Origin of the sequence: Bacillus salipaludis, assembly GCF_030938565.1 — a bacterium.
Classification (GTDB): Bacteria; Bacillota; Bacilli; order Bacillales; family Cytobacillaceae; genus Neobacillus; species Neobacillus salipaludis_A.
The window spans coordinates 242,601-262,918 of sequence record NZ_JAVGVR010000002.1; the positions used below are offsets into that span (position 1 = coordinate 242,601).

The 20,318-nt window shown below is 35.5% G+C and carries 18 protein-coding genes; 8 read left to right on the forward strand and 10 right to left on the reverse strand.

The genetic code is table 11. The features are described from left to right. Positions 1-455 precede the first annotated feature (455 nt). Positions 456-710: an HU family DNA-binding protein gene (locus RCG21_RS32315; protein WP_308914710.1), complete on the reverse strand. Its 255-nt coding sequence runs from the start codon at positions 708-710 to the stop codon at positions 456-458. A 1,131-nt stretch (positions 711-1,841) separates the two neighbouring features. Continuing rightward, positions 1,842-2,981 carry a LuxR C-terminal-related transcriptional regulator gene (locus tag RCG21_RS32320; protein ID WP_308914509.1) on the reverse strand — a complete coding sequence of 380 codons (1,140 nt, stop codon included), beginning with the start codon at positions 2,979-2,981 and terminating at the stop codon, positions 1,842-1,844. 172 nt (positions 2,982-3,153) lie between these two features. On the opposite strand from RCG21_RS32320, the gene RCG21_RS32325 reads away from it, so the two are divergent. From RCG21_RS32325 to RCG21_RS32360, 8 genes are all read left to right on the forward strand, one after another. Continuing rightward, complete coding sequence (locus tag RCG21_RS32325; protein ID WP_308914510.1) at positions 3,154-3,909, forward strand: SDR family NAD(P)-dependent oxidoreductase; 756 nt, start codon at positions 3,154-3,156, stop codon at positions 3,907-3,909. Between the two features lie 60 nt (positions 3,910-3,969). Continuing rightward, complete coding sequence (locus RCG21_RS32330) at positions 3,970-4,713, forward strand: SDR family NAD(P)-dependent oxidoreductase (protein ID WP_308914511.1); 744 nt, start codon at positions 3,970-3,972, stop codon at positions 4,711-4,713. A gap of 943 nt (positions 4,714-5,656) precedes the next feature. Beyond that, entirely contained in the window at positions 5,657-6,760 is a 1,104-nt protein-coding gene (locus RCG21_RS32335; protein WP_308914512.1) for an amidohydrolase/deacetylase family metallohydrolase, read from the forward strand. Then, on the forward strand, positions 6,738-7,844 hold the full coding sequence (locus RCG21_RS32340) for a DgaE family pyridoxal phosphate-dependent ammonia lyase (RefSeq protein ID WP_308914513.1): 1,107 nt from the start codon (positions 6,738-6,740) through the stop codon (positions 7,842-7,844). The genes RCG21_RS32335 and RCG21_RS32340 overlap by 23 nt, the downstream gene beginning before the upstream one ends. Further along, a complete protein-coding gene (gene dagF, locus RCG21_RS32345; RefSeq protein ID WP_308914711.1) occupies positions 7,841-8,596 on the forward strand; it encodes a 2-dehydro-3-deoxy-phosphogluconate aldolase in 756 nt (251 codons plus the stop codon). Before RCG21_RS32340 ends, dagF begins: the two co-directional genes overlap by 4 nt. Further along, positions 8,589-9,602, forward strand: coding sequence for a sugar kinase (locus tag RCG21_RS32350; RefSeq protein ID WP_308914514.1), 1,014 nt, complete (start codon positions 8,589-8,591; stop codon positions 9,600-9,602). Before dagF ends, RCG21_RS32350 begins: the two co-directional genes overlap by 8 nt. A 16-nt stretch (positions 9,603-9,618) precedes the next feature. Next, positions 9,619-10,341 carry a GntR family transcriptional regulator gene (locus RCG21_RS32355; protein ID WP_308914515.1) on the forward strand — a complete coding sequence of 241 codons (723 nt, stop codon included), beginning with the start codon at positions 9,619-9,621 and terminating at the stop codon, positions 10,339-10,341. A gap of 51 nt (positions 10,342-10,392) precedes the next feature. After that, a complete protein-coding gene (locus tag RCG21_RS32360) occupies positions 10,393-11,718 on the forward strand; it encodes a GntT/GntP/DsdX family permease (RefSeq protein WP_308914516.1) in 1,326 nt (441 codons plus the stop codon). Positions 11,719-12,449: 731 nt separating this feature from the next. Here the strand turns inward: RCG21_RS32360 and hbs are convergent. The 8 genes from hbs to RCG21_RS32400 form a co-directional block, all read right to left on the reverse strand. Continuing rightward, the gene (hbs, locus tag RCG21_RS32365) at positions 12,450-12,722 is read right to left on the reverse strand and encodes a non-specific DNA-binding protein Hbs (RefSeq protein ID WP_308914517.1); all 273 of its coding nucleotides are present in this window, start codon (positions 12,720-12,722) and stop codon (positions 12,450-12,452) included. Between the two features lie 1,158 nt (positions 12,723-13,880). Next, complete coding sequence (locus RCG21_RS32370; RefSeq protein WP_308914518.1) at positions 13,881-14,723, reverse strand: conjugal transfer protein TrbL family protein; 843 nt, start codon at positions 14,721-14,723, stop codon at positions 13,881-13,883. A gap of 11 nt (positions 14,724-14,734) precedes the next feature. Next, positions 14,735-15,226, reverse strand: a complete 492-nt coding sequence (locus tag RCG21_RS32375; RefSeq protein ID WP_308914519.1) for a hypothetical protein — start codon at positions 15,224-15,226, stop codon at positions 14,735-14,737. Positions 15,227-15,228: 2 nt separating this feature from the next. Continuing rightward, positions 15,229-16,818, reverse strand: coding sequence for a VirD4-like conjugal transfer protein, CD1115 family (locus tag RCG21_RS32380; protein ID WP_308914520.1), 1,590 nt, complete (start codon positions 16,816-16,818; stop codon positions 15,229-15,231). Between the two features lies 1 nt (position 16,819). After that, positions 16,820-17,254 (reverse strand): hypothetical protein, encoded by a 435-nt coding sequence (locus RCG21_RS32385; protein ID WP_308914521.1) that lies wholly within the window; start codon positions 17,252-17,254, stop codon positions 16,820-16,822. Between the two features lie 39 nt (positions 17,255-17,293). After that, positions 17,294-17,890, reverse strand: coding sequence for a YddI family membrane protein (locus tag RCG21_RS32390; RefSeq protein ID WP_308914522.1), 597 nt, complete (start codon positions 17,888-17,890; stop codon positions 17,294-17,296). 12 nt (positions 17,891-17,902) lie between these two features. Beyond that, positions 17,903-18,958: a bifunctional lytic transglycosylase/C40 family peptidase gene (locus RCG21_RS32395; protein WP_308914523.1), complete on the reverse strand. Its 1,056-nt coding sequence runs from the start codon at positions 18,956-18,958 to the stop codon at positions 17,903-17,905. A gap of 6 nt (positions 18,959-18,964) precedes the next feature. Beyond that, positions 18,965-20,311, reverse strand: a complete 1,347-nt coding sequence (locus RCG21_RS32400) for a type VII secretion protein EssB/YukC (RefSeq protein WP_308914524.1) — start codon at positions 20,309-20,311, stop codon at positions 18,965-18,967. Positions 20,312-20,318 lie beyond the last annotated feature (7 nt).

Sequence of the window (20,318 nt, forward strand, 5' to 3'; positions counted from 1 at the left end):
AAATTGATATTGAAACATATTACAATATCAAAATAAAGATATATGTTGTTATATATATCTTTATTAAAATACACATATTCGTATAATGGGAAATTAACACATAATGTGGGACCTTTATTTAATTCTATAAATTGTATCAAATCGAATTTTTTTGCTTTTTCAAAAGCCAATCACCTTTTTAATTTTTGGATTAAATAATGCAATAGCATAAGTAAATTTACAATAATAGGGTTATATAAATCTTTGCTTCTTCAATGCCCGGAAATAGTCTGCCCTATTATCTTTATTAGAATTAGCAGATATTTTGCATTATAAAACTGACCCGCTGCATCTATCTTCCAAACTCAACAATATTGACAGAACAATTTTCCAAAAGTAAAGAATTATAGTTTCGTAGACGACAAAAAATGCTCTAGGGATTCTTCCTAGAGCCTCTTCTGTATTAGTATGCAAATTTATTTAACAGCTTCTTTTAATTCCCTACCTGGTTTAAAAGCTGGAACTTTAGAAGCAGGAGTCTGCATTTCCTCATCTGTCTGAGGGTTACGGCCTGTTCGGGCTGCACGTTCACGTCCTTCAAATGTTCCAAATCCGATCAATTGGATTTTTTCTTCCTTTGCAAGCGTGTTAGAGATGGTTTCAAACAACACATCCACCGCTTTAGTAGCATCTTTCTTTGATAATTCTGATTGTGTTGCAACAGCGTTGATTAATTATGTTTTATTCATATTTCAACACCTCGTCCTATTATTTCTTGATATTATGTAGAGTTAAACAATCCTACCAACCCAATAATTTTTTTAACATATATATCAACATATATGACGTATTACTTTTATATAATATTTATGATGATATTTTTATAATCTATTTTGACATTGTGGTTAAAAATAAAATATCCATATATTACTGTAAAATTATTAATATGTAATTTTGGAACATACTATTAGCTACCTGTACAGATAATTGAAATTTTAATAAGTACTTTGTGTAGTATAATCACCTTTTAAAAAGGCCTTAGCTATTACAAAGTTAGACAAAAAACAACGGGAACAAATTTTTTCTTGCCATAGAATTCTGTACTTTTTATCAAGAAATTTATTTTTTTACACTTCTAGATTAACTACCCATACTATATATAAAGTAATGGGCATTTATAATCGATATGAGAAACCCTTAACTTTACTAAAACGTTATGATGAATAAACTTACTTGAGCTATAATATAAATATTTCTCCACAATCCACCGAACCTGCACCTGCTCCAGTTAAAAATCAGGAAATAAGTATAGGTAGAAGTATTTGCAATCCTTGCAGGAATTTTCTTCCTAGTTAGTTCTGGCTTATTCTTGTTTGCCCATACCTTGGAATAAAGTCTTAGAATAGCTACTTTAGTACCCCCTAATAAGTTGACCTCCCTCCCGAAGATGGGACCCCCTCAAATGTGAGGACGAGTTTTAAAAAGGGTCGAGGAGGAGTCTTCCCTTTTGGGTTTATGCAGTGTCTAAGATTTGCATGGGTGGAGTTATTGTTTTTTTCGTTCGGATATAAAGAAAAAGCTTCAAATTTAACCACAAAAATTGTTAGTTTTTTGAAATCCGATTCTACATTTCATATTTGCATAAAAAATTGAACGTTGGTTTAGTTGGAACGCCTTTCAGCAGGCCTGGTTTTTTATAAATTAAAACAAACCTCTTGATCTCTTGTATTTAGTTTTCTAATCAGTGTTCTCTCCCCTTATGTATCTCCAAGATTCAATTTTGTAATATTTTATTTAAAATTTCTTAACTAATTAATTGTAAATATCTCCTTCATGGTTAAAGAATGCCCCATTAGTACCAATTAATTTATTAATCCCAATCGAAAAGCAGAAGCAACGACTTGCGTTCGATTTTTCGATTCTAGTTTTGTCATTAAACTGCTCACATAATCTCTTACTGTGTGTTCACTTAAGAATAATGATTCACCTATTTTTTTATTGTCATATCCTTCTGAAAGCAAATCCAGAATGGTAAGTTCTCTTTCAGTTAAATGAATATCAGAAGTTTTGAGTTTTTCTTCGCCTTTTCTGGATAAATACATTCCGATCCGTTTTCCCACTTGCTCGAGTAATGTTAGTTCATTTTTCGAACAGTCGAACTCTTCTCCTACCTGATCAAACGTTAGCCATCCAAACAATTGTTCATGATGGATGATGGGGACAAAAATAATGGATGATAAATTAAATAATTTTATATGCTCCTCTTTTACAAAATTCCTCGGATCTTTTAAATAGATGGGTGTTTTTGAATTAAAGACAGTCCTATCCTCTGTTATCTGTCCTTTCATACTTTGCACTTTTGCAAGTTCCGCTCCTATGACCCCATAAAATTGATTCGACCATGGAATATAGGCGTAAAAAACACATCGTTTATACTGAAAATACTCTTCACACTTTTTTAAAATAAAGGCTAAATCCTTAACACCTGAGGAGCGAATCAGAAGTTGATTTAACTTATCTAACTTTTGGAGCCTTCTAAGATGCTCAGGAAGATGACTCTGAGTATCGATAGCTTGCCCTTCTTCCTGTTCCCATTTGCTATAACTATGGACAAGGTAGGTAAAAATGGATAGCAAAAACATGAATATAGGTATAATTCGATTATATTTTATTTGAATCATTAGTGTTAACAAGGATTTTTCAAAAATTAATTGAAATAGATAGAGACTTTTCTTATTTATAATAGATACCTGTGATTGAAGCCATGTGTCCAAAAAGCTGTAATGATTCTCATTGATCCCTGTAGTATTAGCCGGAGACGTTAATAGTTGAAAAAATGAATGCAGCATGCTGCCGATTATTTTACGATCTGGTTCGGAAATGTCGTCGTCTAAATTAAGGTAGATATTTATATTGGTTTTAAATTGTTTACTGTGGGTTTTAATGAACAATGCGAATTGCTGAAACGTTATTTCTTCATAAAGATGGAACGGTTGCTTCATATTAAATTTTTCCCCTTCATTCAAATCCCCCTATAAATGGACGTATGATTTTTATTAGTATACAGCATCTTGTAGGATAGTATTTCAAATTCAAAGTAGTAAGATTGAACCGTAGAAGTTAGTAGTCTTACTTAATCTGAATGAAAATATTTCTGAAAGGTGTGTGCTTGTCATGAGACTTGAAAATAAAGCAACCATAATAACCGGTGGCGGTACTGGAATCGGTAAGGAAACCGCCCTCTTATTTGCCAGTGAAGGAGCAAAGGTAGTTATTACCGATATAAATCAAGAATCAGGGAGACAAACCGTAAAAGACATTCAAACAAACGGAGGTGAAGCCATTTTCGTCCATCATGATGTCAGCAAAGAAGAAGACTGGAAAAAGGTTGCTGAGGAAACCATTAATACATTTGGAAAAGTAGATGTTCTTTTCAATAATGCTGGTATATATATTATCAAACCTTTAGCAGAGATTGAATTGGAAGAATGGAATCGCCTTATGGCCATTAATGTAACAGGGGTGTTCTTGGGAATGAAGCATATTATGCCATTAATGGCTAAACAAAATAAAGGTTCTGTGATTAATGCTTCTTCCATTGCAGGTTTAATCGGGTCTCCTGGCCATGTTCTCTATGGTGCCAGTAAGGGAGCCGTACGGATCATGACGAAAGATGCGGCAATGGAATATGCTTCTGCCGGAGTAAGAGTTAATTCAATCCATCCTGGATATATTGATACAGGAATGGCAGATTACGCTTCTGAGGTTTCTGGAAATTCAAAAGAAGAATTAGGTAAAACTTTATTCCCATTGGGACATTTAGGATCTGTAAAAGATGTTGCCTATACCGTGCTATTTCTTGCTTCTGATGAATCAGCTTACACAACAGGTTCAGAATTTGTTATTGATGGAGGAGCAACATCCAGATAAATCAATTTGATGTTAAAAATGGATAATGACTTGAATTCATGAAAGAATGGAGAGATTCTGATGAAATTAACAGACAAAGTAGCAATTGTAACAGGTGGAGCAAGCGGGATTGGTGAAGCAACTGTACGCCTTTTTGCAGAAGAAGGAGCAAAAGTAGTCATAGCTGACTTTTCAGAACTAGGTAAAGATCTATCAGAAGAATTGAATATGGAAGGATATGATACGTTTTTTGTCAAAACCGATGTAACAAAAGAAGAAGATATTAAACAATTGATTAATGAAACCGTGAATCGTTACGGCAAGCTAGATATTATGTATGCGAATGCAGGAGTTGCCGATGATGCACCAGCACACGAATTGTCCTATGAAAAATGGAAACGAACCATTGATATTAATTTATCTGGAGTATTCCTATCTGATAAATATTCGATTGAACAGTTTCGTAAACAAGGTACTGGCGGTGTCATTGTTAACGCTGGTTCTATTCATAGTTTTGTTTCATTACCTAATCCAACGGCCTACTCTTCTGCAAAAGGCGGAGTGAAGCTATTAACGCAAAACCTGTGCACGGCTTATGCAAAAGAAGGTATTCGGATTAATGCAGTATGCCCGGGTTATATTGACACTCCTTTACTTTCAAAGGTTGACCCTCAAACGAAAGAATATTTAGCTTCTCTTCATCCACAAGGAAGGCTGGGAAAACCAGAAGAAATAGCAAAGGCTGTGTTATTTTTAGCAAGTGATGATGCTAGTTTTGTTAATGGTACCACCCTCCTTGTTGATGGTGGCTATACTGCACAGTAAATGTAAATTATTTTACGATCTCAAATTGCAAAGTTTGATCTTCTATTCGTTTCGAATTTGGAATGATTAGAGGATCTTTTTTTATTTTATAGTTAATAAAATATCTTCTTTTAAGCTTGTTTCCCTTCTAAAAAAACGGATGAAAGTGGTCAGGTATACATTTTTTATTTAATTTTAAGGTTGTCCAACACTTCAAATATCAATTGAATAACTTCTAGTATGAAGGTGATAAAATATGTCACAAAGTTAAGTGAACATGAATTGAAAAAGCATCAAAAAGATTTGTGAGATTGGAATAATACAGCATCTGCACGATTTAGAATTCTAGTATTTTCCAGCCACCAAAAACCATTTTACATTAGATATTACTAGACAGAAATTTATTGCTCGATGTTAAAAAAAAGCAAAAAGGTACTCCTTTTCTCTCAAACATTGCCTAATACTGCCCAATATCCTGACACAAAATTAGAATACATTCGTACATATGAAAGCAAAAATTCATCCATTTATCTATGAAAACGTTCTTTATCCCCTCCACGAAGGGCAAAATCAACCGCTCATTCTTTCCTATTAGAAAAAACGCTTGATTAAATGGGTCACAAACCCTTTAGAAAAATAAACTCCGCCTAGTTTTCAAGAAAATGTTTCGTCAATAAATCAATTCCTTCTCTTTACCCCATCGTTACCTGAATACTCATATTGAATACTAACTACAGGTACTGGAGTAATCCATCCATCCCACGAGACTAATCCACTGCAGTAAAGACCATACTTTGGAGAGGAAGATGCCCAATAATAAAAAGATTCCGTATATTGATATTAAACATTATAACGTTATATTGACTGAACCAAAAATAAGTGTTAATCTATTTTTGCAAAGAAAAAAGTAAACGTACAATTAACCGTTTACTTTGATTAAGGCTTACCAAAAGGGATGATTAAAATGACAGCCAGGTTCGTTCTGCAGAATGTAAAAATGACAGATGAAACTGCTGCAGATATTGTAGTGGAAAACAAAAAAATCGTAGAAATTGCTCCGCCGGGTGCTGGAGTCGGAGAAAAAATCATCGATTTTAAAAACAAAGTCTATGTTTCCAGCGGATGGATTGATATGCATGTACATGCCTTTCCGGAATTCGATCCGTATGGAGATGATATTGACGAAATTGGTTATAAATTAGGTGTAACAACCATTATTGATGCAGGAAGCACCGGAGCCGATCGAATACATGACTTGGTGAGCAATTCGAAAAAAGCCAAAACAAATTTATTCGCTTTCTTGAATATTTCACGAATCGGCTTAAAGCAAATAGATGAGCTATCGGATCTTTCTTGGCTGGATGAACAAGAATTACGAAATGCCGTTAAAGAAAACAAAGATTTTATAGTAGGACTCAAAGCAAGAATCAGCAAAAGCGTGGTTGGCCCCAATGGTGTAGAACCTTTAAAAATAGCACGCAAGTTTTCAAAGGAAACCGATTTACCACTTATGGTTCATATTGGCTCAGGTCCCCCGGATATTAATGATGTCCTCGATTTACTCGAGAAAAATGATGTGATAACACACTACTTAAATGGGAAAGCCAATAATTTATTTGAGGAATCTGGAAAACCACTTCCAAAGCTTCTTAAGGCAATTGAAAGAGGGGTTCATTTGGATGTCGGCCATGGGAATGCAAGCTTCTCATTCCAAACGGCGGAACAGGCAAAAGAAAATGGTATTCACTTTGACACCATTAGCACAGATATCTATCGAAAAAATCGGATCCATGGTCCTGTCTATAGTATGGCAAACGTTTTAACAAAGTTTTTGTACTTGGGTTACTCCCTAAAAGAGGTTATCGACGCTGTTACAGTTAGTGCGGCCCAGTGGTTAAAAAAACCAGCTCTTGGAAGAATTTTATCAGGAGATATCGCAAACCTCACATTATTTTCAGTTGAAGATGAAGCGGTTACCTTACTAGATTCTGAAGGCGAAGAACGGAAAGCAGAGCAAAGAATTGTTGTAAAAGGAGTGGTTATAAATGGAGAATACATTGAATGCTAAATATGGTTTAAAAAGAGTTATTAATGCAAGTGGTAGGATGAGTATTTTAGGCGTTTCTGCTCCTACAGATACAGTAATGGAAGCAATGAAAATTGGCGGACAAAATTACGTTGAAATCGCTGATTTAGTTGATAAAGCAGGCGATCATATTGCCGGCCTGCTTCAATCCGAGGCAGCGGTTGTTGTAAACTCTGCATCAAGTGGAATTGCTCTTTCCGTAGCGGCGATTGTCACCGAAGGAAACCGCCGGAAAAGTGAAAGACTCCACCAAGAAAATATTCAAAAGAATGAGATCATCATGCTGAAAGGCCATAATGTCCAATATGGAGCACCAGTCGAAACCATGGTTTTTCTAGGTGGCGGGAAGCTTGTTGAAGTTGGCTATGCCAATGAAGGAAAAGCCGAGCATATCGCGGATGCGATCACAGAGAATACAGCTGCAATTTTGTATGTAAAATCTCATCATGCTGTTCAAAAAAATATGATTTCAGTGGAAGAAGCGTGGGAGATTGCCCAAACAAATCATGTCCCACTGATTGTTGATGCTGCGGCTGAAGAAGATTTGAAAAAATATGTTCAAGTTTCGGATTTAGCCATTTATAGCGGTTCGAAAGCAATTGAAGGACCAACGTCAGGAATCGTTGCTGGAAAGCAAAAATATATCGAATGGTTAAAAGTCCAGCTTCATTGTATTGGAAGAAGCATGAAGGTTGGGAAGGAAACCACATTTGGCCTCCTGCAGGCATTGGATGAATATTTTGTCAAAAAAGACAATAGCGAAAAAGAAAAGGCCAGTCTTGAAGTTCTTACCTCCCTTTCAAGTCTAGATGGTGTAAGAGTATCGATTGTACAAGATGAAGCTGGCCGAGCCATTTTTAGAGCACGTATTCAAATTGATCCTGCTGTCACGAAAACAACAGCAAAAGAAGTAAATGACATGCTAAAGAATGGGGATATTGCCATCTACACAAGGGATTATGGAATTCGCCAAGGATTCTTTGATATTGACCCCCGCCCGCTCCAAAGTGATGACATCTATGTAATCGAAGCGAAATTAAAAGAGATTCTAGGAGGCGAAGAATAATGAACATTGAAAAACGTTTTTATCAAAATCGAGTAGCTTTAAATGTCCTGGCGAATAGTGTTGAAAATGCAAAGGAAGTTTTTGAGGCTGCAGAAGGACATGTGTTAGTGGGTGTACTTTCAAAGGATTATCCAACCGTAGAGGCTGCGGTTACGGCAATGAAAGAATATGGAGTAGCTATTGATGAGGCGGTTTCGATTGGATTAGGTGCTGGTGATAATAAGCAAGCTGCGGTTGTCGCTGAAATTGCTAAATACTATCCTGGAAGCCATATTAATCAGGTCTTCCCTGCTGTAGGAGCTACACGGGCAAATTTAGGAGCACAAGATAGCTGGATTAACTCCCTTGTCTCTCCAACTGGAAAAGTTGGGTACGTAAATATTTCTACTGGCCCTATCAGTGCCGGATCTGATAAAACAGCGATTGTCCCCATTAAAGCGGCCATTGCGCTTGTTCGTGATATGGGAGGAAATGCCTTGAAATACTTCCCGATGAAAGGCTTAAAACATGAAGATGAATTTCGTGCTGTCGCAAAGGCGTGCGGTGAGGAAGGATTTGCGTTAGAACCAACGGGCGGAATTGATTTAGATAATTTTGCGAAAATTTTAGAAATCACATTAGAAGCAAACGTGCCTAAAATTATTCCTCATGTGTATTCGTCAATTATTAATAAAGAGACTGGGAAGACGAATGAGGAAGATGTAAGAAAATTATTAGCCATCACAAAAGATCTGGTTGCTCAATATGCCTAAAAAAATCGTTGCGTTTGGAGAAGTGATGATGCGTTTACAGGTGCCAGGTTATGAACTCCTGACACAAGCAAACACATTACAATACTCTTTTTCAGGCACGGGAGTAAACGTTTCTTCTGCCATGACAAAGCTTGGCTATGATGGATACCTTATCACAAAATTACCTGATAATCCTCTAGGTGATGCGGCAATTTCTTTCTTGCAGCGTTTAGGAGTCGGTAGAGATTTCATTTCCAAAGGCGGCAAATATGTGGGTATGTATTTTTTAGAAAATGGCTTTGGACAGCGCGCAAGCCGTGTTACCTATACGAATCGACTGGAAAGCAGTTTTAATACCGCTCATGTTTCTGATTATGATATGGATTTGATTGCTGAAAATGCTGATATCATTCACTTTTGCGGGATAACACTTGCGATGACAGATCAAGTCCGTGAAAGCATGAAAATACTTGCAAAAAAAGTAAAAGCAAAAGGCGGTCTTATCTGTTTTGATTGTAATTACCGCCCATCCTTATGGGACGGGGGCTATACGCAAGCAAAACCTCATTATGAAGATATGCTTGCTCTTGCCGATATCGTGATGATGAATGAAAAAGATGCAATGTTTATTTTAGGTATGGAGACAGAAAAATCCTCAAAAGAAGAACAGCTTAAAGACTTGATTCCTAAGGTAGCAGAAAAATATCATATTCAAACGATCGCGGGAACACATCGGGCAATTAATCCTGATAACACCCATTCTTTAAGAGGATACATGTATAAAAACGGTTCGTTTATATTTTCAAAGAACATTTCTTTTTCTGTATATGATAGAATTGGTGCTGGCGATGCTTATACTAGTGGGATTTTACATGGTGAATTGGCAGGTTTTCCATCTGAGAAAACAGTCCGGTTTGCAGCAGCTGCAGGTATGCTCGCATGCACCATCGTCGGGGATACCCCGATGTCAACAGAAACGGAAATCCTGTCAGCCATGGCAGGAACAATTGAAGATATAAAAAGGTAAAGGCAGGAGTTAGGGAATGAATGTGAGCAGAAAAAAAGGTCCATTGTATTTACAAATTAAGGAAGTTTTGAAAGATCGTATTTTACACGGTGTTTATGCGATTAACACAAACATTCCCTCCGAGCCTCAATTAGAAGAAGAATTTAATGTAAGCAAAATTACAGTTCGTAATGCGATAAAAGAACTGGTTCAGGAAGGTTATCTTGAAAAGAAAAGCGGTAAAGGAACGAGAGTCATTGCCAATGTTACGAATGCAAAGCTTTCAAAAGGAAAGCGGTTTACCGAAGTATTGGTAGAGGAAGGTCATCATATTACCAAAAAAATAGTAAGCCTGAAGAGGGTTGAATTGTCTTCGGAATCCATTCTTTATTCTCTATTTGGCGATTCATGCATTCAAATTGAGCGGATCTACTTATTGGACAACGAACCGTATATTTACTTTACTCACTATATTTTACTGGACTTAAGTGATGAAGAATTAAAGGATATTCAAATTAATTCTTTGTATCGCTTTTTAGAGGACCATAATATTCGTCTTGAATCATTTCGGGATGAGTTCGCGGTATCCATTGCCCCTGCTCATATTAGTGAAACATTAAAACTGGAGAAAGACACAGCGGTACTAAAAAGAATACGACGTTCTAGCAATGAAGCGGGGATTGTATTGGAATATAGTGAAGGGTACTATAATACAGCAAAACAAAACTATATTGTTACCTATAATGATTCCATACAGTAACGGCCTTTATTGCGAGAAATGAAAGCGATTTCTCGAGAGGAGAGGAAATTTATGAATTTATATTTACTGGGCATTACAATGGTTGCAATCATCATTGTTATAGTAGGAGTTTCGTGGTGGAAATGGCATGCCTTCATCAGTTTAACCGTAGCAAGCTTATTTTTAGCTGTTTTTTCAGGGCTGCCAATGGATAAAATCGTCAGCGGTTATGAAACGGGTGTCGGGGCTGTTCTCGGACATCTTGTTGGGATATTAGCTCTTGGTACCATATTGGGAAAAATGATGTCTGATTCTGGAGCCGGTATGCAAGTAGCAGATTTCTTTATCAGAAAATTCGGAGTAAAGAAACTTCCGTGGGCGATGCTTCTATCAGGATTTATTATCGGGATTCCGGTATTTTTTGAAGTCGGGTTAGTCATTCTACTTCCCTTAGTAATCTCCATTCGAAAATCAACGAAGCAAAATATTTTATTAATTGGTATTCCTGTTCTTGCCGGATTATCGATTGTACACGGTTTAGTCCCGCCACATCCAGGTGCGATGACAGCGATTGGAATTTATAATGCCAACATGGGACATGTTCTTCTTTATTCATTACTCATTGCTTTTCCAACAGCATTAATTGCCGGACCTATATTTGCAAAATGGATTCACAAACGGGTGGTTCCTGTTGGAGAACCAGAACTAATTCGTGTTGAAACAAAGTCAAATCAAATGCCAGGTACAGGAATCTCCTTCTTTATTATCTTGTTGCCAGTTCTATTAATGGTTCTAACGGTAGTGGCACCCTATCTTTCATTGCCTGGATTCATGGAAAGGTTCCTATTATTTATTGGAAGCCCTGTCATTGCACTATTAATCTCTTGCTTTGCGGCTTACTTCTTCTTAGGTTACCGCCAAGGAATGGACAAAAACCTATTAAAAAAATTAACAGATGAGTGTTTATTGCCGCTCTCTTCCATTATCATTATCATTGGTGCTGGCGGAGGCTTTAAGCAAATTCTAATTGACAGCGGGGTTGGGAATGCCATTGCCAAGATGGCTGAACAAGCTTCCTTATCACCAATTGTTCTTGCCTTCTTAGTAGCAGGATTAATCCGTATTGCAACGGGTTCAGCAACTGTTGCTTTAACAACAGCAGCCGGAATCGTTTCACCAGTAGTAGCACATATGTCAGGTGTAAACTTAGAATTACTCGTCATTGCAACAGGCGCTGGATCACTTATGTTCTCCCATGTAAACGATGCAGGCTTCTGGCTAGTAAAAGAATACCTTGGATTAACCGTAAAAGAAACGTTCAAAACTTGGACCGTAATGGAAACCATCCTATCATTTGTTGCATTTGCTCTAACCTTAATTTTAGATATATTTATTTAAAAAGTTATTAAACTATTATCGACAAAAATCTGGTGGTGCCTGTCACCACCAGATTTTTGCCGAATCGAACCTCTGTCACAAACCAGGTCCTGTAATATCTACTAGATCATAACTCTTCATCTCATCCAATTGTGTTCACGAAGTCATCGCGTTCCTGATTTGCGAAACAGGAAAAGCAGCGTCCGATGTCTGCCTTTTCGTCCATTACCAGACCAATGCCTCCGATAGAAGGACTTATAAGTTAATATTTATTATGCTAATGAAATTGATATTGAAACATACTATATATAACAATATATAAGCAAACATATATGTTGTTATATATATTAATATTAAAATACACATATTAATATAAGTGGTAATTAACACATAATTTGTGACCTTTATTTAATTCTATAAATTGCATCTAAATCGTATTTTTTTCCTGCTTCAAAAGCCAATCACCATTTTAATATTTGGATTAAATAATGAAATAGTATAAGTAAATTTACGATAATAGGGTTATATAAATCTTTGCTACTTCAATGCCGGAAATATTCGGCCTACCCTAATATCTTTTTTAGAATTAGCAGGTATTTCGAATTTATAAAACTAACCCGCTGCATCTTTCTTCCAAACTCAATAATATTGACAGAACAATTATCCAAAAGTAAAGGAAATTATAGTTTCATAGACCACAAAAAAAGCTCTAGGGATTCTTCCCAGAGCCTTTTCTGTATTACTATGCAAATTCATTTAACAGCTTCTTTTAATTCCTTACCTGGTTTAAAAGCAGGAACTTTAGAAGCAGGAATTTGCATTTCCTCACCTGTCTGAGGGTTACGGCCTGTTCGGGCTGCACGTTCACGTACTTCAAATGTTCCAAATCCGATCAATTGGATTTTTTCTTCCTTTGCAAGCGTGTTAGAGATGGTTTCAAGCAACACATCCACCGCTTTTGTAGCATCTTTCTTTGCTAATTCTGTTTGTGTCGCAACAGCGTTGATTAATTCTGTTTTATTCATATTACACACCTCGTCCTTTTATTTTTAGATATTATGTAGGTTGATATCATAACACATCTAATAGAAGGCTTTCCAATTTAAGAGATTCATAAACATCTATCGCAAAAGTATTAGCTCCTTAATTGGTTCTAATGATAAAATCTTTGTTACTTTGCTATTATCCTTTAATTACTGTAACAACCTGATATTTCCATCGAAAAGTGTATGATTATATATTCTGAGAAACTCGGATTCGGAGAAAATTCAGAGGTAAAGTAAAAGCAAACCATAAAATAGAAGTAGTTGACTAGAAGGGAAATTTTTTACTAGCATATCCATAAAGATGAAAAAAAGAAATAATATTGAAAATACTATATTAAATATTAGCAAAAACAATATCAAACATAAATACGTTATATATGTTGTTGTATATGTTAAATATACCAAAAAACAATTATAATTTATCAAATTTACCTTCATTAACTCAAAAAAATATATTGAAACAGAAAAAAAGAATTTCAGGCCCCAATGACCTTAAGTATTGAACCATTTGATGACAAAGTTTGCGACATAGAAATTTTGCTTGTGATGGCCATTAACAGTTACCAACTAGCGTACAATCGAATCCATTTTTTTTACGCTAGTTGAATGGCTTCTAGTGGATATTTTTTATTGCTATCAAAATTATAGTAGATATTTTTATGTTGCTTTTGTAAAAGCAGGGGAAAAAGGAATTATCATCACAGGGTGGGAGATGGTTATATTTCCAAGGTGTGAAAGCTGCAGCTAAAAAAGGAATTATTATTATTCACTACAGCCGTGTTGGAAATGGAATTGTAACTAGAGAAAAAACGGACGATGAAAATAATTTCGTTACAACAGACTCATTAATCCTAAAAAAGCACGCATTATCATAGGGATATTTATCTTTAGTCCTGATAAATATCCTTGTGATTATGATGTTATCATATAAGTAAACATATATTTTAATATATATGTTTACTTATATATTCTTGTTAACAAATATAATATAAATAAATAGCGACGTATAAGTTAGAATCTTTTAATTCTTAAATAGCACTTTATCTTTTTTTTGAAAGTAACACTTTGAAAAGTAAAACAAGCCCCTACTACGTAGATGGGCCTTGTACTTATAAACCAACATTTAATTTAATTGCTTTATCTTTTTACCAAATATCTTCTTGCAGCAAGTTTTGTCGCGCCCCCCATTGCTCCCATCATGCCTCTTCCAGAACCTGATGAGTACCACATGTTTCTAAGTACTGAAGGACTTTTAATGAGGAGTATACAGCACCCCATGAGTAAAAGGAATTTCAAAAACGTTATATTTTCATTAATTAATATACTAAGAGCAATCACAAACAAGAAAATCTTTGCTAGAATCGTAATGATTTGACTTAGTAATTCACGCCACCATACACCTAAATATTCATTATCATCCGCAATAACAGAAACACATGCTAACGGACTCAATAAATACAGAAACATGACATCAGCATGGAAAATTGCAACTGAAAATAAGAATGCTATAAATGCCAATGCAAATACAGCTAGTAAAATAAGAAGTGCCGCACCTTGAAAATAAAGTGATTCAAAATTTCTAGGTGCTAACATTGCTTCAATCTTCGCTTTACTGACCTTACTGCCCTCTCCAATCATCCAGTTTCCTATATTATAAGCAACTTTTTCTAACAATATTTTTTGAATAAAGGGCATAGCTGGAATCAAAAGGGCACTTTTTAAGGTGTTAACAATAACTGGCCCATAGGAAACCGCATCACCAGCCGCATTCCTTGAGATAACTTCAATAATCTTATATAAAACAATCGTTACTGCTATTGTGGAGGTAAGGGCAAATAAAAAATTATTGACGGTCGTAAAAAACTGAATCTCAGGATTTTGTTTTAATAACAAATCATTGCACGTAAGAAGCGCCCACTGAATAAAGTCTTGTAGCATACCTTGAATGGCTTCAACAATTTTTTCTTTAAAGTTAAACAAGATTACTCCCCCTATTTAGGATTTTCAATTTTAAAGATTTTCCAGGAGCTTTCTTCTTGTTTAAGAGTTACTAATTTGCGATCAAATCCACTTCGTTCTATATCAAAAGTAAAGGTTTTCGACGATTCATGAAAAGACACCTTTTGAATAGTAGTATCTTGCGAAAATAGTAAGTTTGCTTGTGTACCACCATTTGGTAAATCTTCCGCTTTATTTGTAGTTAACAAGTACAGTAATCTTTTTTGATCTTCTTTACTTAGCTCCTTGGAGATTGCTTTAATATTTTTTTCCTTAATCTTTTTCCATGCAATTTGATTTGCTTCTTCACTTGTTCCTGTTTCTGCTAACTTTTCTTCATTTTTAAAGGATGTTAAAACACCTTTCATTACATTGGTGGCTTTTTCTTGTTCACCCTTAGTATCAAATTGATTTCCATTGTCATTACAGGCCACTAAAAACGCAATTAACATGAATACAAATATTAACAAGGCTGTCTTTTTCAACTTTAAAAACTCCCTTCTTTTGATGGGTCAGCTTTTGAGGAGGAATTCATTTGAGAAAAAAAGCTCATCGCTAATTCTTCTTGCCTTTCAGCTTCTTTTTCGGCTTTACTTACCTGTTTTTCATGTAATTCACCCTCAGCTTTTTGCAACACTACTTTTCTTTCATTTGAATAAATATAGTTTTGATATTCCTCGGTTTTCCTATCAAACTCTTCAATTACTTCTTGGGATGTTGTATTTTGATAGTCTAATTGACTAACATAATATGAATCTGTAACATTTGGAAATAAAAGATACTGATACGCCTTTTTTGCCTTTATTGGGTGTTTACCAGTAATTATGATAATGCAATCATCTTTAGACATTGTTAGAATCTCATCTTCATTCATTAGATTCCGTGCTGCATAGGAATAACTTGATGAAGAGGATGTACTAGATGATTTTCCTTTAGATTCTGATGAAGAACCCGTCTCAAATTTGGCAGTGGTTTTCCCCATTAATTGCGAAAAGTATCTTGCGGTCGTTTCATTTACATTTCCAAGGCAGATTTTTGTACCACAGTTACCTAAAATAGATTCTGCTTGTTCCCTGCCATACTTTTCTTGAAGTTGTGTGATATTTTGAACAATTGTTAGAACCCCGATCCCATAACCACGGCAGGTTGCTAAGAACCTTTCATAGTCTGGAAACTTCCCGAGATTTGGGAATTCATCTAAAATAAAGACTACCGATTGTGGAAGCCTTGCTCTGTTTTGAGCACCTACTTTATACAACTCCTGAAACATTTGATTAAAAAACAAATTAATCAAACCTTCCCATGTTGAATCCATCACTGGAATGATGACATATAATGCGATTTTCCTTTTTCCTACATCTCCTAAAAAGAAATCCGAGAAGCTTGTAAACCTTGAAACAGAGCAGGAAGTAAAGTCCCCAATTGTCGTCAGCAAGGAAATAATAATATTTGCACGAGTTTTTTCTTGAGACTTTTTAAACCCCAATTCATAAGCCCTTCTTGCTGGATGCGATTTATCAAGAATTAAAAATTGTCCGTCTAGCTCACTTGCTCCATCTTCTCTATCTTCAGGATCAAACTCCTGCAAGAAATCTAAGACACCTCTCATATTTCGTTGATTTGGTGACAATTCATGATTAACATATAAAATTAACGCTTTTAACAAGCTGAATTGAGCATTGTACCAAAAATCTTTTCGTTTCGGATCATTTTTCGAGGCAACAATCGCATTTGCAACGGTTGAGGCCTGGATTTCCTCTCTTACATAATCAAAGGGATTATAACGATCCGAGTACTCCATTTCAGAGAAATTTACCACATGAACTTCGTAACCTTGCCTTCGTTTTACTTCAGAGGTCATTTCATAAACTTCCCCTTTTGGATCAGTGACCACCAGTGAACATACCTTTTCATGTAATACATTGGTTAGGACATACCCTTGGGTTTTAGACGAACCAGGTCCCCCGGCCACAAAGTGGTTTCTGTTTGGAAGTTTTGAATCCGTCGGCTGTACAATAACGGAGTTGTTTACTACACCTGCTATGATTCCATTATTTTTCATATAATCTACAGCCATATCACTTCTCCCCTTTCGCATCTAGCAAACTGGCTTCAAGATCCTTCATAAATTGATTTACAGGTACCGGAACTGTCTCTCCTTGTTTAAATATCTCATTCTTATAGGCGAATCGACTAGAACCGTGAACCCCATATTTGTCGGCTAACTGATATTTGCCTTTTATACCCTTCATAAAAAAAGTAACGTAAAAAGATAATAAAACAATCACCCCACTCCCCAAAAAGAAAAGGGGGTTTTTTCCTTTTATCATTAGAGTAGCTCTTTCAAGTGGGTGTAGTACATTTCCAATGAAAAACTCCATAAATGGGGCGCTAGATATATTTTTCTTGTGCGCTGCAATAAAGGGAAGTACCCCGGCTACATTGATTACAATTAATTCAAGAAGAAGCATTAAAAATACCGTTAACAAAAGACGTATTCCCAACGTTTTCATCAGTTCTCACCTTTTTCGTTATTCAGCAATTCTGCCTTTTTAATTCTCTTCAAAGGGTTCGAAAGCTCCCATTAACTCTAATTTATCCACTATCCATTTGTCTCCATGTTGATCAATCGTTACTTCATATAGTTGATTTTTTCTAGGAAATTGGCTTTCTCCAACTGAATATTGTGTTTCCATTTTCACAAGAGCTTTTGCTTGGTCTTTTTCGAAGGCACTTAGATAAACATTTAAAGATTTCACTTCATTCTTGAATTCGATTTGTGAACTCCCAGCTTCTCCTGATGCCTTCAGTTTTGAAATAACAGACTCAGCTAATTTGCTTTGGACCTGATCAAAACGTGCAGCATAATTTTGATTGTTATAATTAAATAGATCTCTAAACGTTTCATCTATAAAACTTTTAATCTCTTCACTATGTTCGATTTCATAATAGGCTTCATTTTGTTGAAAAGTATGTAAAGCTTTTTCTCTTTTATGTGATTCACTTTTTAATTGGTTTATTTGCTGTTTGGTTTCATTTGTCTTTTCATTAGCTTGTGCAACAATCGTTCTTTGGCCAACATACAATAGCCCCAAAATGACATTTACTAGTAAAGAAATTCCGAAGAAAACCGCTAATATTTTATTCAAGATGCTACCCTCCTAATCTGCCACTCTACCAAAACCAGCTAGATGAGCTTTCCAATAAACAGAATTAATGTCATGAACCCCAATACCCGAACCATTGGAATCAAACATTTTCCCGTTTCCTATGTAAACCCCAACGTGTGTGATATATTCATTTGACTGGTATGTTGCTGTAAAAAAGATAAAGTCGCCTGGCCTTGCTTCAGCTGGTGGTATTTTAGAAGAAACATCGTATTGTTCTTGAGCTGTTCGAGGCAGTCTTATCCCTGCCTTCGCAAACGTCCATTGGGTGAACCCGGAACAATCAAATCCTGTAGTAGGGCTTGCCCCTCCCCAAATGTAGGGCCAACCTATGTATTTTTGTGCCTCTTCCATAATTTCCTTAAATATATGTTCTCCTAACGGAGAAACATTTTCACCACCTACTGAAACATTTAATGGTGTGAGATTTTTCATGACTTTTTGTACGTAAGTATAATCTCCATAACAGTATGGAGCTCGCCAGTCAGAACAATTGTATTCTTGTCTAGTAGCCTGGCTTAAAGAAAATTGTTGAGCTAATTCAATCGAATGCTTCCCACCATGTGTAGCAATGAATTTTATGTAACCAGAGCCGAAATTGTAAGATTGAACAATCGTTGCAAAATCAACATCGGCCTTTTGTCCTTGATGAAGAACTGATTTGAAATGTCGAACCCCTAAATTAACAGACATCACGGGATCTTGTATTGAGTTTGGAGGCAATCCAGCAGATTCAGAGCTTTGCAAAATATCCATCGAATTAGAACTCCCTAATTCCTGATACATGAGAGCTAATAGGAAATCTGTATATTCTGGAATCCCATACTTGGTTGTATACTCACTGATTAAGCCTCTCCATTGCTCAATATTTGAAGGAACACTTGCTACACCAAAAGGCGAATCAATAGTTTTTTTATTCTCTTGTTGTGTGGAATTTACACCCATTAGCAAACCTACCATTAGGATTAATGCAAAAACGAGTCCAATTGTTATTTCCCTCCAGTTGCGAATAACAAATAGAGACCCTTTAACGGCGGCAGTTGCTGCCACTTATTTTCACTCCATCCCTTTATCAATTTTTTCAAGCTCAGTTTTTACGTTTTCAAGTTCCTCATTTTTAAGATCAAGTTCCTTTTGTTTATCTTTTTGTTTCATATTGCCCTTTTCATTTATCCCTTTTATTTGTTGTTCTAATGTAGCCACTTGTTGCTCCAACTCTATTTTTCTTATCTTTGATTCAAGCTCCTTACTATTTATCCTTTCATTTAAACTTTTAGCGTCCATAAGATCACCATGTTCAGCAAAAGTATTCCCTAATCTAATTTGTTGGTTTTTATCTTTTATAAATGTCTGCATGGATAACAATGAACTATAATTGTAATTGATTATTTTCTTTTCAATCTCTAGATAATTACTTTCAGCTTTCAACCCAATTATTTCCTCTTTCTTATTGGCTTTATAAAGGACCTCTACAACAGGTTTTATTAATGACTTATCGGTATCAATCGCCTTTTGGTATTCCCCCTTTTCAAAGTAAACATTAGCCACTTCCTTTTTACTACCTCCATTTTTTTTCAATAGCAAGAGCGCTTCATCATATTTTTCGGCACTTAATAATTTATACAAATGTGATTCTTGCTTAACTTTATGGAGCTCCATCGCGTATGCAGTTTTAACTTTATTTACAGCTGATTGTTGAAGAAAAAAAGCTAAACCAACGGCAAGACCACAAATCCCAATCGATAGACCAGCTACTACCCTCTTCTGCATTTTCATCTGATGTTGTTCTGTCTCCAAACTAAGAAAATGATGTGTTTCCTCCCATTGCAGTCTCTGGGATATTAATTCCTTCAAATCTTCCACGGATTGAGCATTCTCAATTCGAAAAAGGAATTCATCTTTTTCTCTTTTCAAGAGATTGTCTTTTTCCCGTTTATATTTTTCATACGAGAAACGCGAAAACATAGAAATAATTAATATTTTGTATTGTTCAAGTTTTACTAGATGATCATCAAACGGCAGCCATTGATTGCTTCTGTATAAAAACTTTAATGTTTTCATATCTTTAAAGAAAATATTTCTAGGGTGAAGCCACACTTTCTCTTTTAATGTATTTAATGGATCCATCTCCAGTAATACATTCATTAAGGAGAGACGTAAGACACTAGAATATTTTTTCGTCGTTATTATCGGTCGAAAATCCGCTTCCATTTTATAATCGAGTATTAAACGATCATTTTCTTTTTTTATCTCATTTAAAGTAAAGAACAAAGGTGATTCTACTAAGAGGTCCTTTAAATCTTCTTGGCACTCAGCCAACACTTTACTTTCAGATATTTCAAAGCGATAGCGCTTACCCTCTTGAATGAACATCGTGCCATGCTCAAATGAATGTATTTTCATTTTTAGA

Bases quoted from the DNA above. Each gene is read 5' to 3' on its own strand.
- RCG21_RS32400 (WP_308914524.1), bottom strand. From the start codon at position 20,311: ATGAAAATACATTCATTTGAGCATGGCACGATGTTCATTCAAGAGGGT.
- RCG21_RS32320 (WP_308914509.1), bottom strand. From the start codon at position 2,981: ATGAAGCAACCGTTCCATCTTTATGAAGAAATAACGTTTCAGCAATTC.
- RCG21_RS32360 (WP_308914516.1), top strand. From the start codon at position 10,393: ATGAATTTATATTTACTGGGCATTACAATGGTTGCAATCATCATTGTT.
- hbs (WP_308914517.1), bottom strand. From the start codon at position 12,722: ATGAATAAAACAGAATTAATCAACGCTGTTGCGACACAAACAGAATTA.
- RCG21_RS32380 (WP_308914520.1), bottom strand. From the start codon at position 16,818: ATGGCTGTAGATTATATGAAAAATAATGGAATCATAGCAGGTGTAGTA.
- RCG21_RS32330 (WP_308914511.1), top strand. From the start codon at position 3,970: ATGAAATTAACAGACAAAGTAGCAATTGTAACAGGTGGAGCAAGCGGG.
- RCG21_RS32350 (WP_308914514.1), top strand. From the start codon at position 8,589: ATGCCTAAAAAAATCGTTGCGTTTGGAGAAGTGATGATGCGTTTACAG.
- RCG21_RS32385 (WP_308914521.1), bottom strand. From the start codon at position 17,254: ATGAAAACGTTGGGAATACGTCTTTTGTTAACGGTATTTTTAATGCTT.
- RCG21_RS32355 (WP_308914515.1), top strand. From the start codon at position 9,619: ATGAATGTGAGCAGAAAAAAAGGTCCATTGTATTTACAAATTAAGGAA.
- RCG21_RS32335 (WP_308914512.1), top strand. From the start codon at position 5,657: ATGACAGCCAGGTTCGTTCTGCAGAATGTAAAAATGACAGATGAAACT.
- RCG21_RS32325 (WP_308914510.1), top strand. From the start codon at position 3,154: ATGAGACTTGAAAATAAAGCAACCATAATAACCGGTGGCGGTACTGGA.
- RCG21_RS32340 (WP_308914513.1), top strand. From the start codon at position 6,738: ATGGAGAATACATTGAATGCTAAATATGGTTTAAAAAGAGTTATTAAT.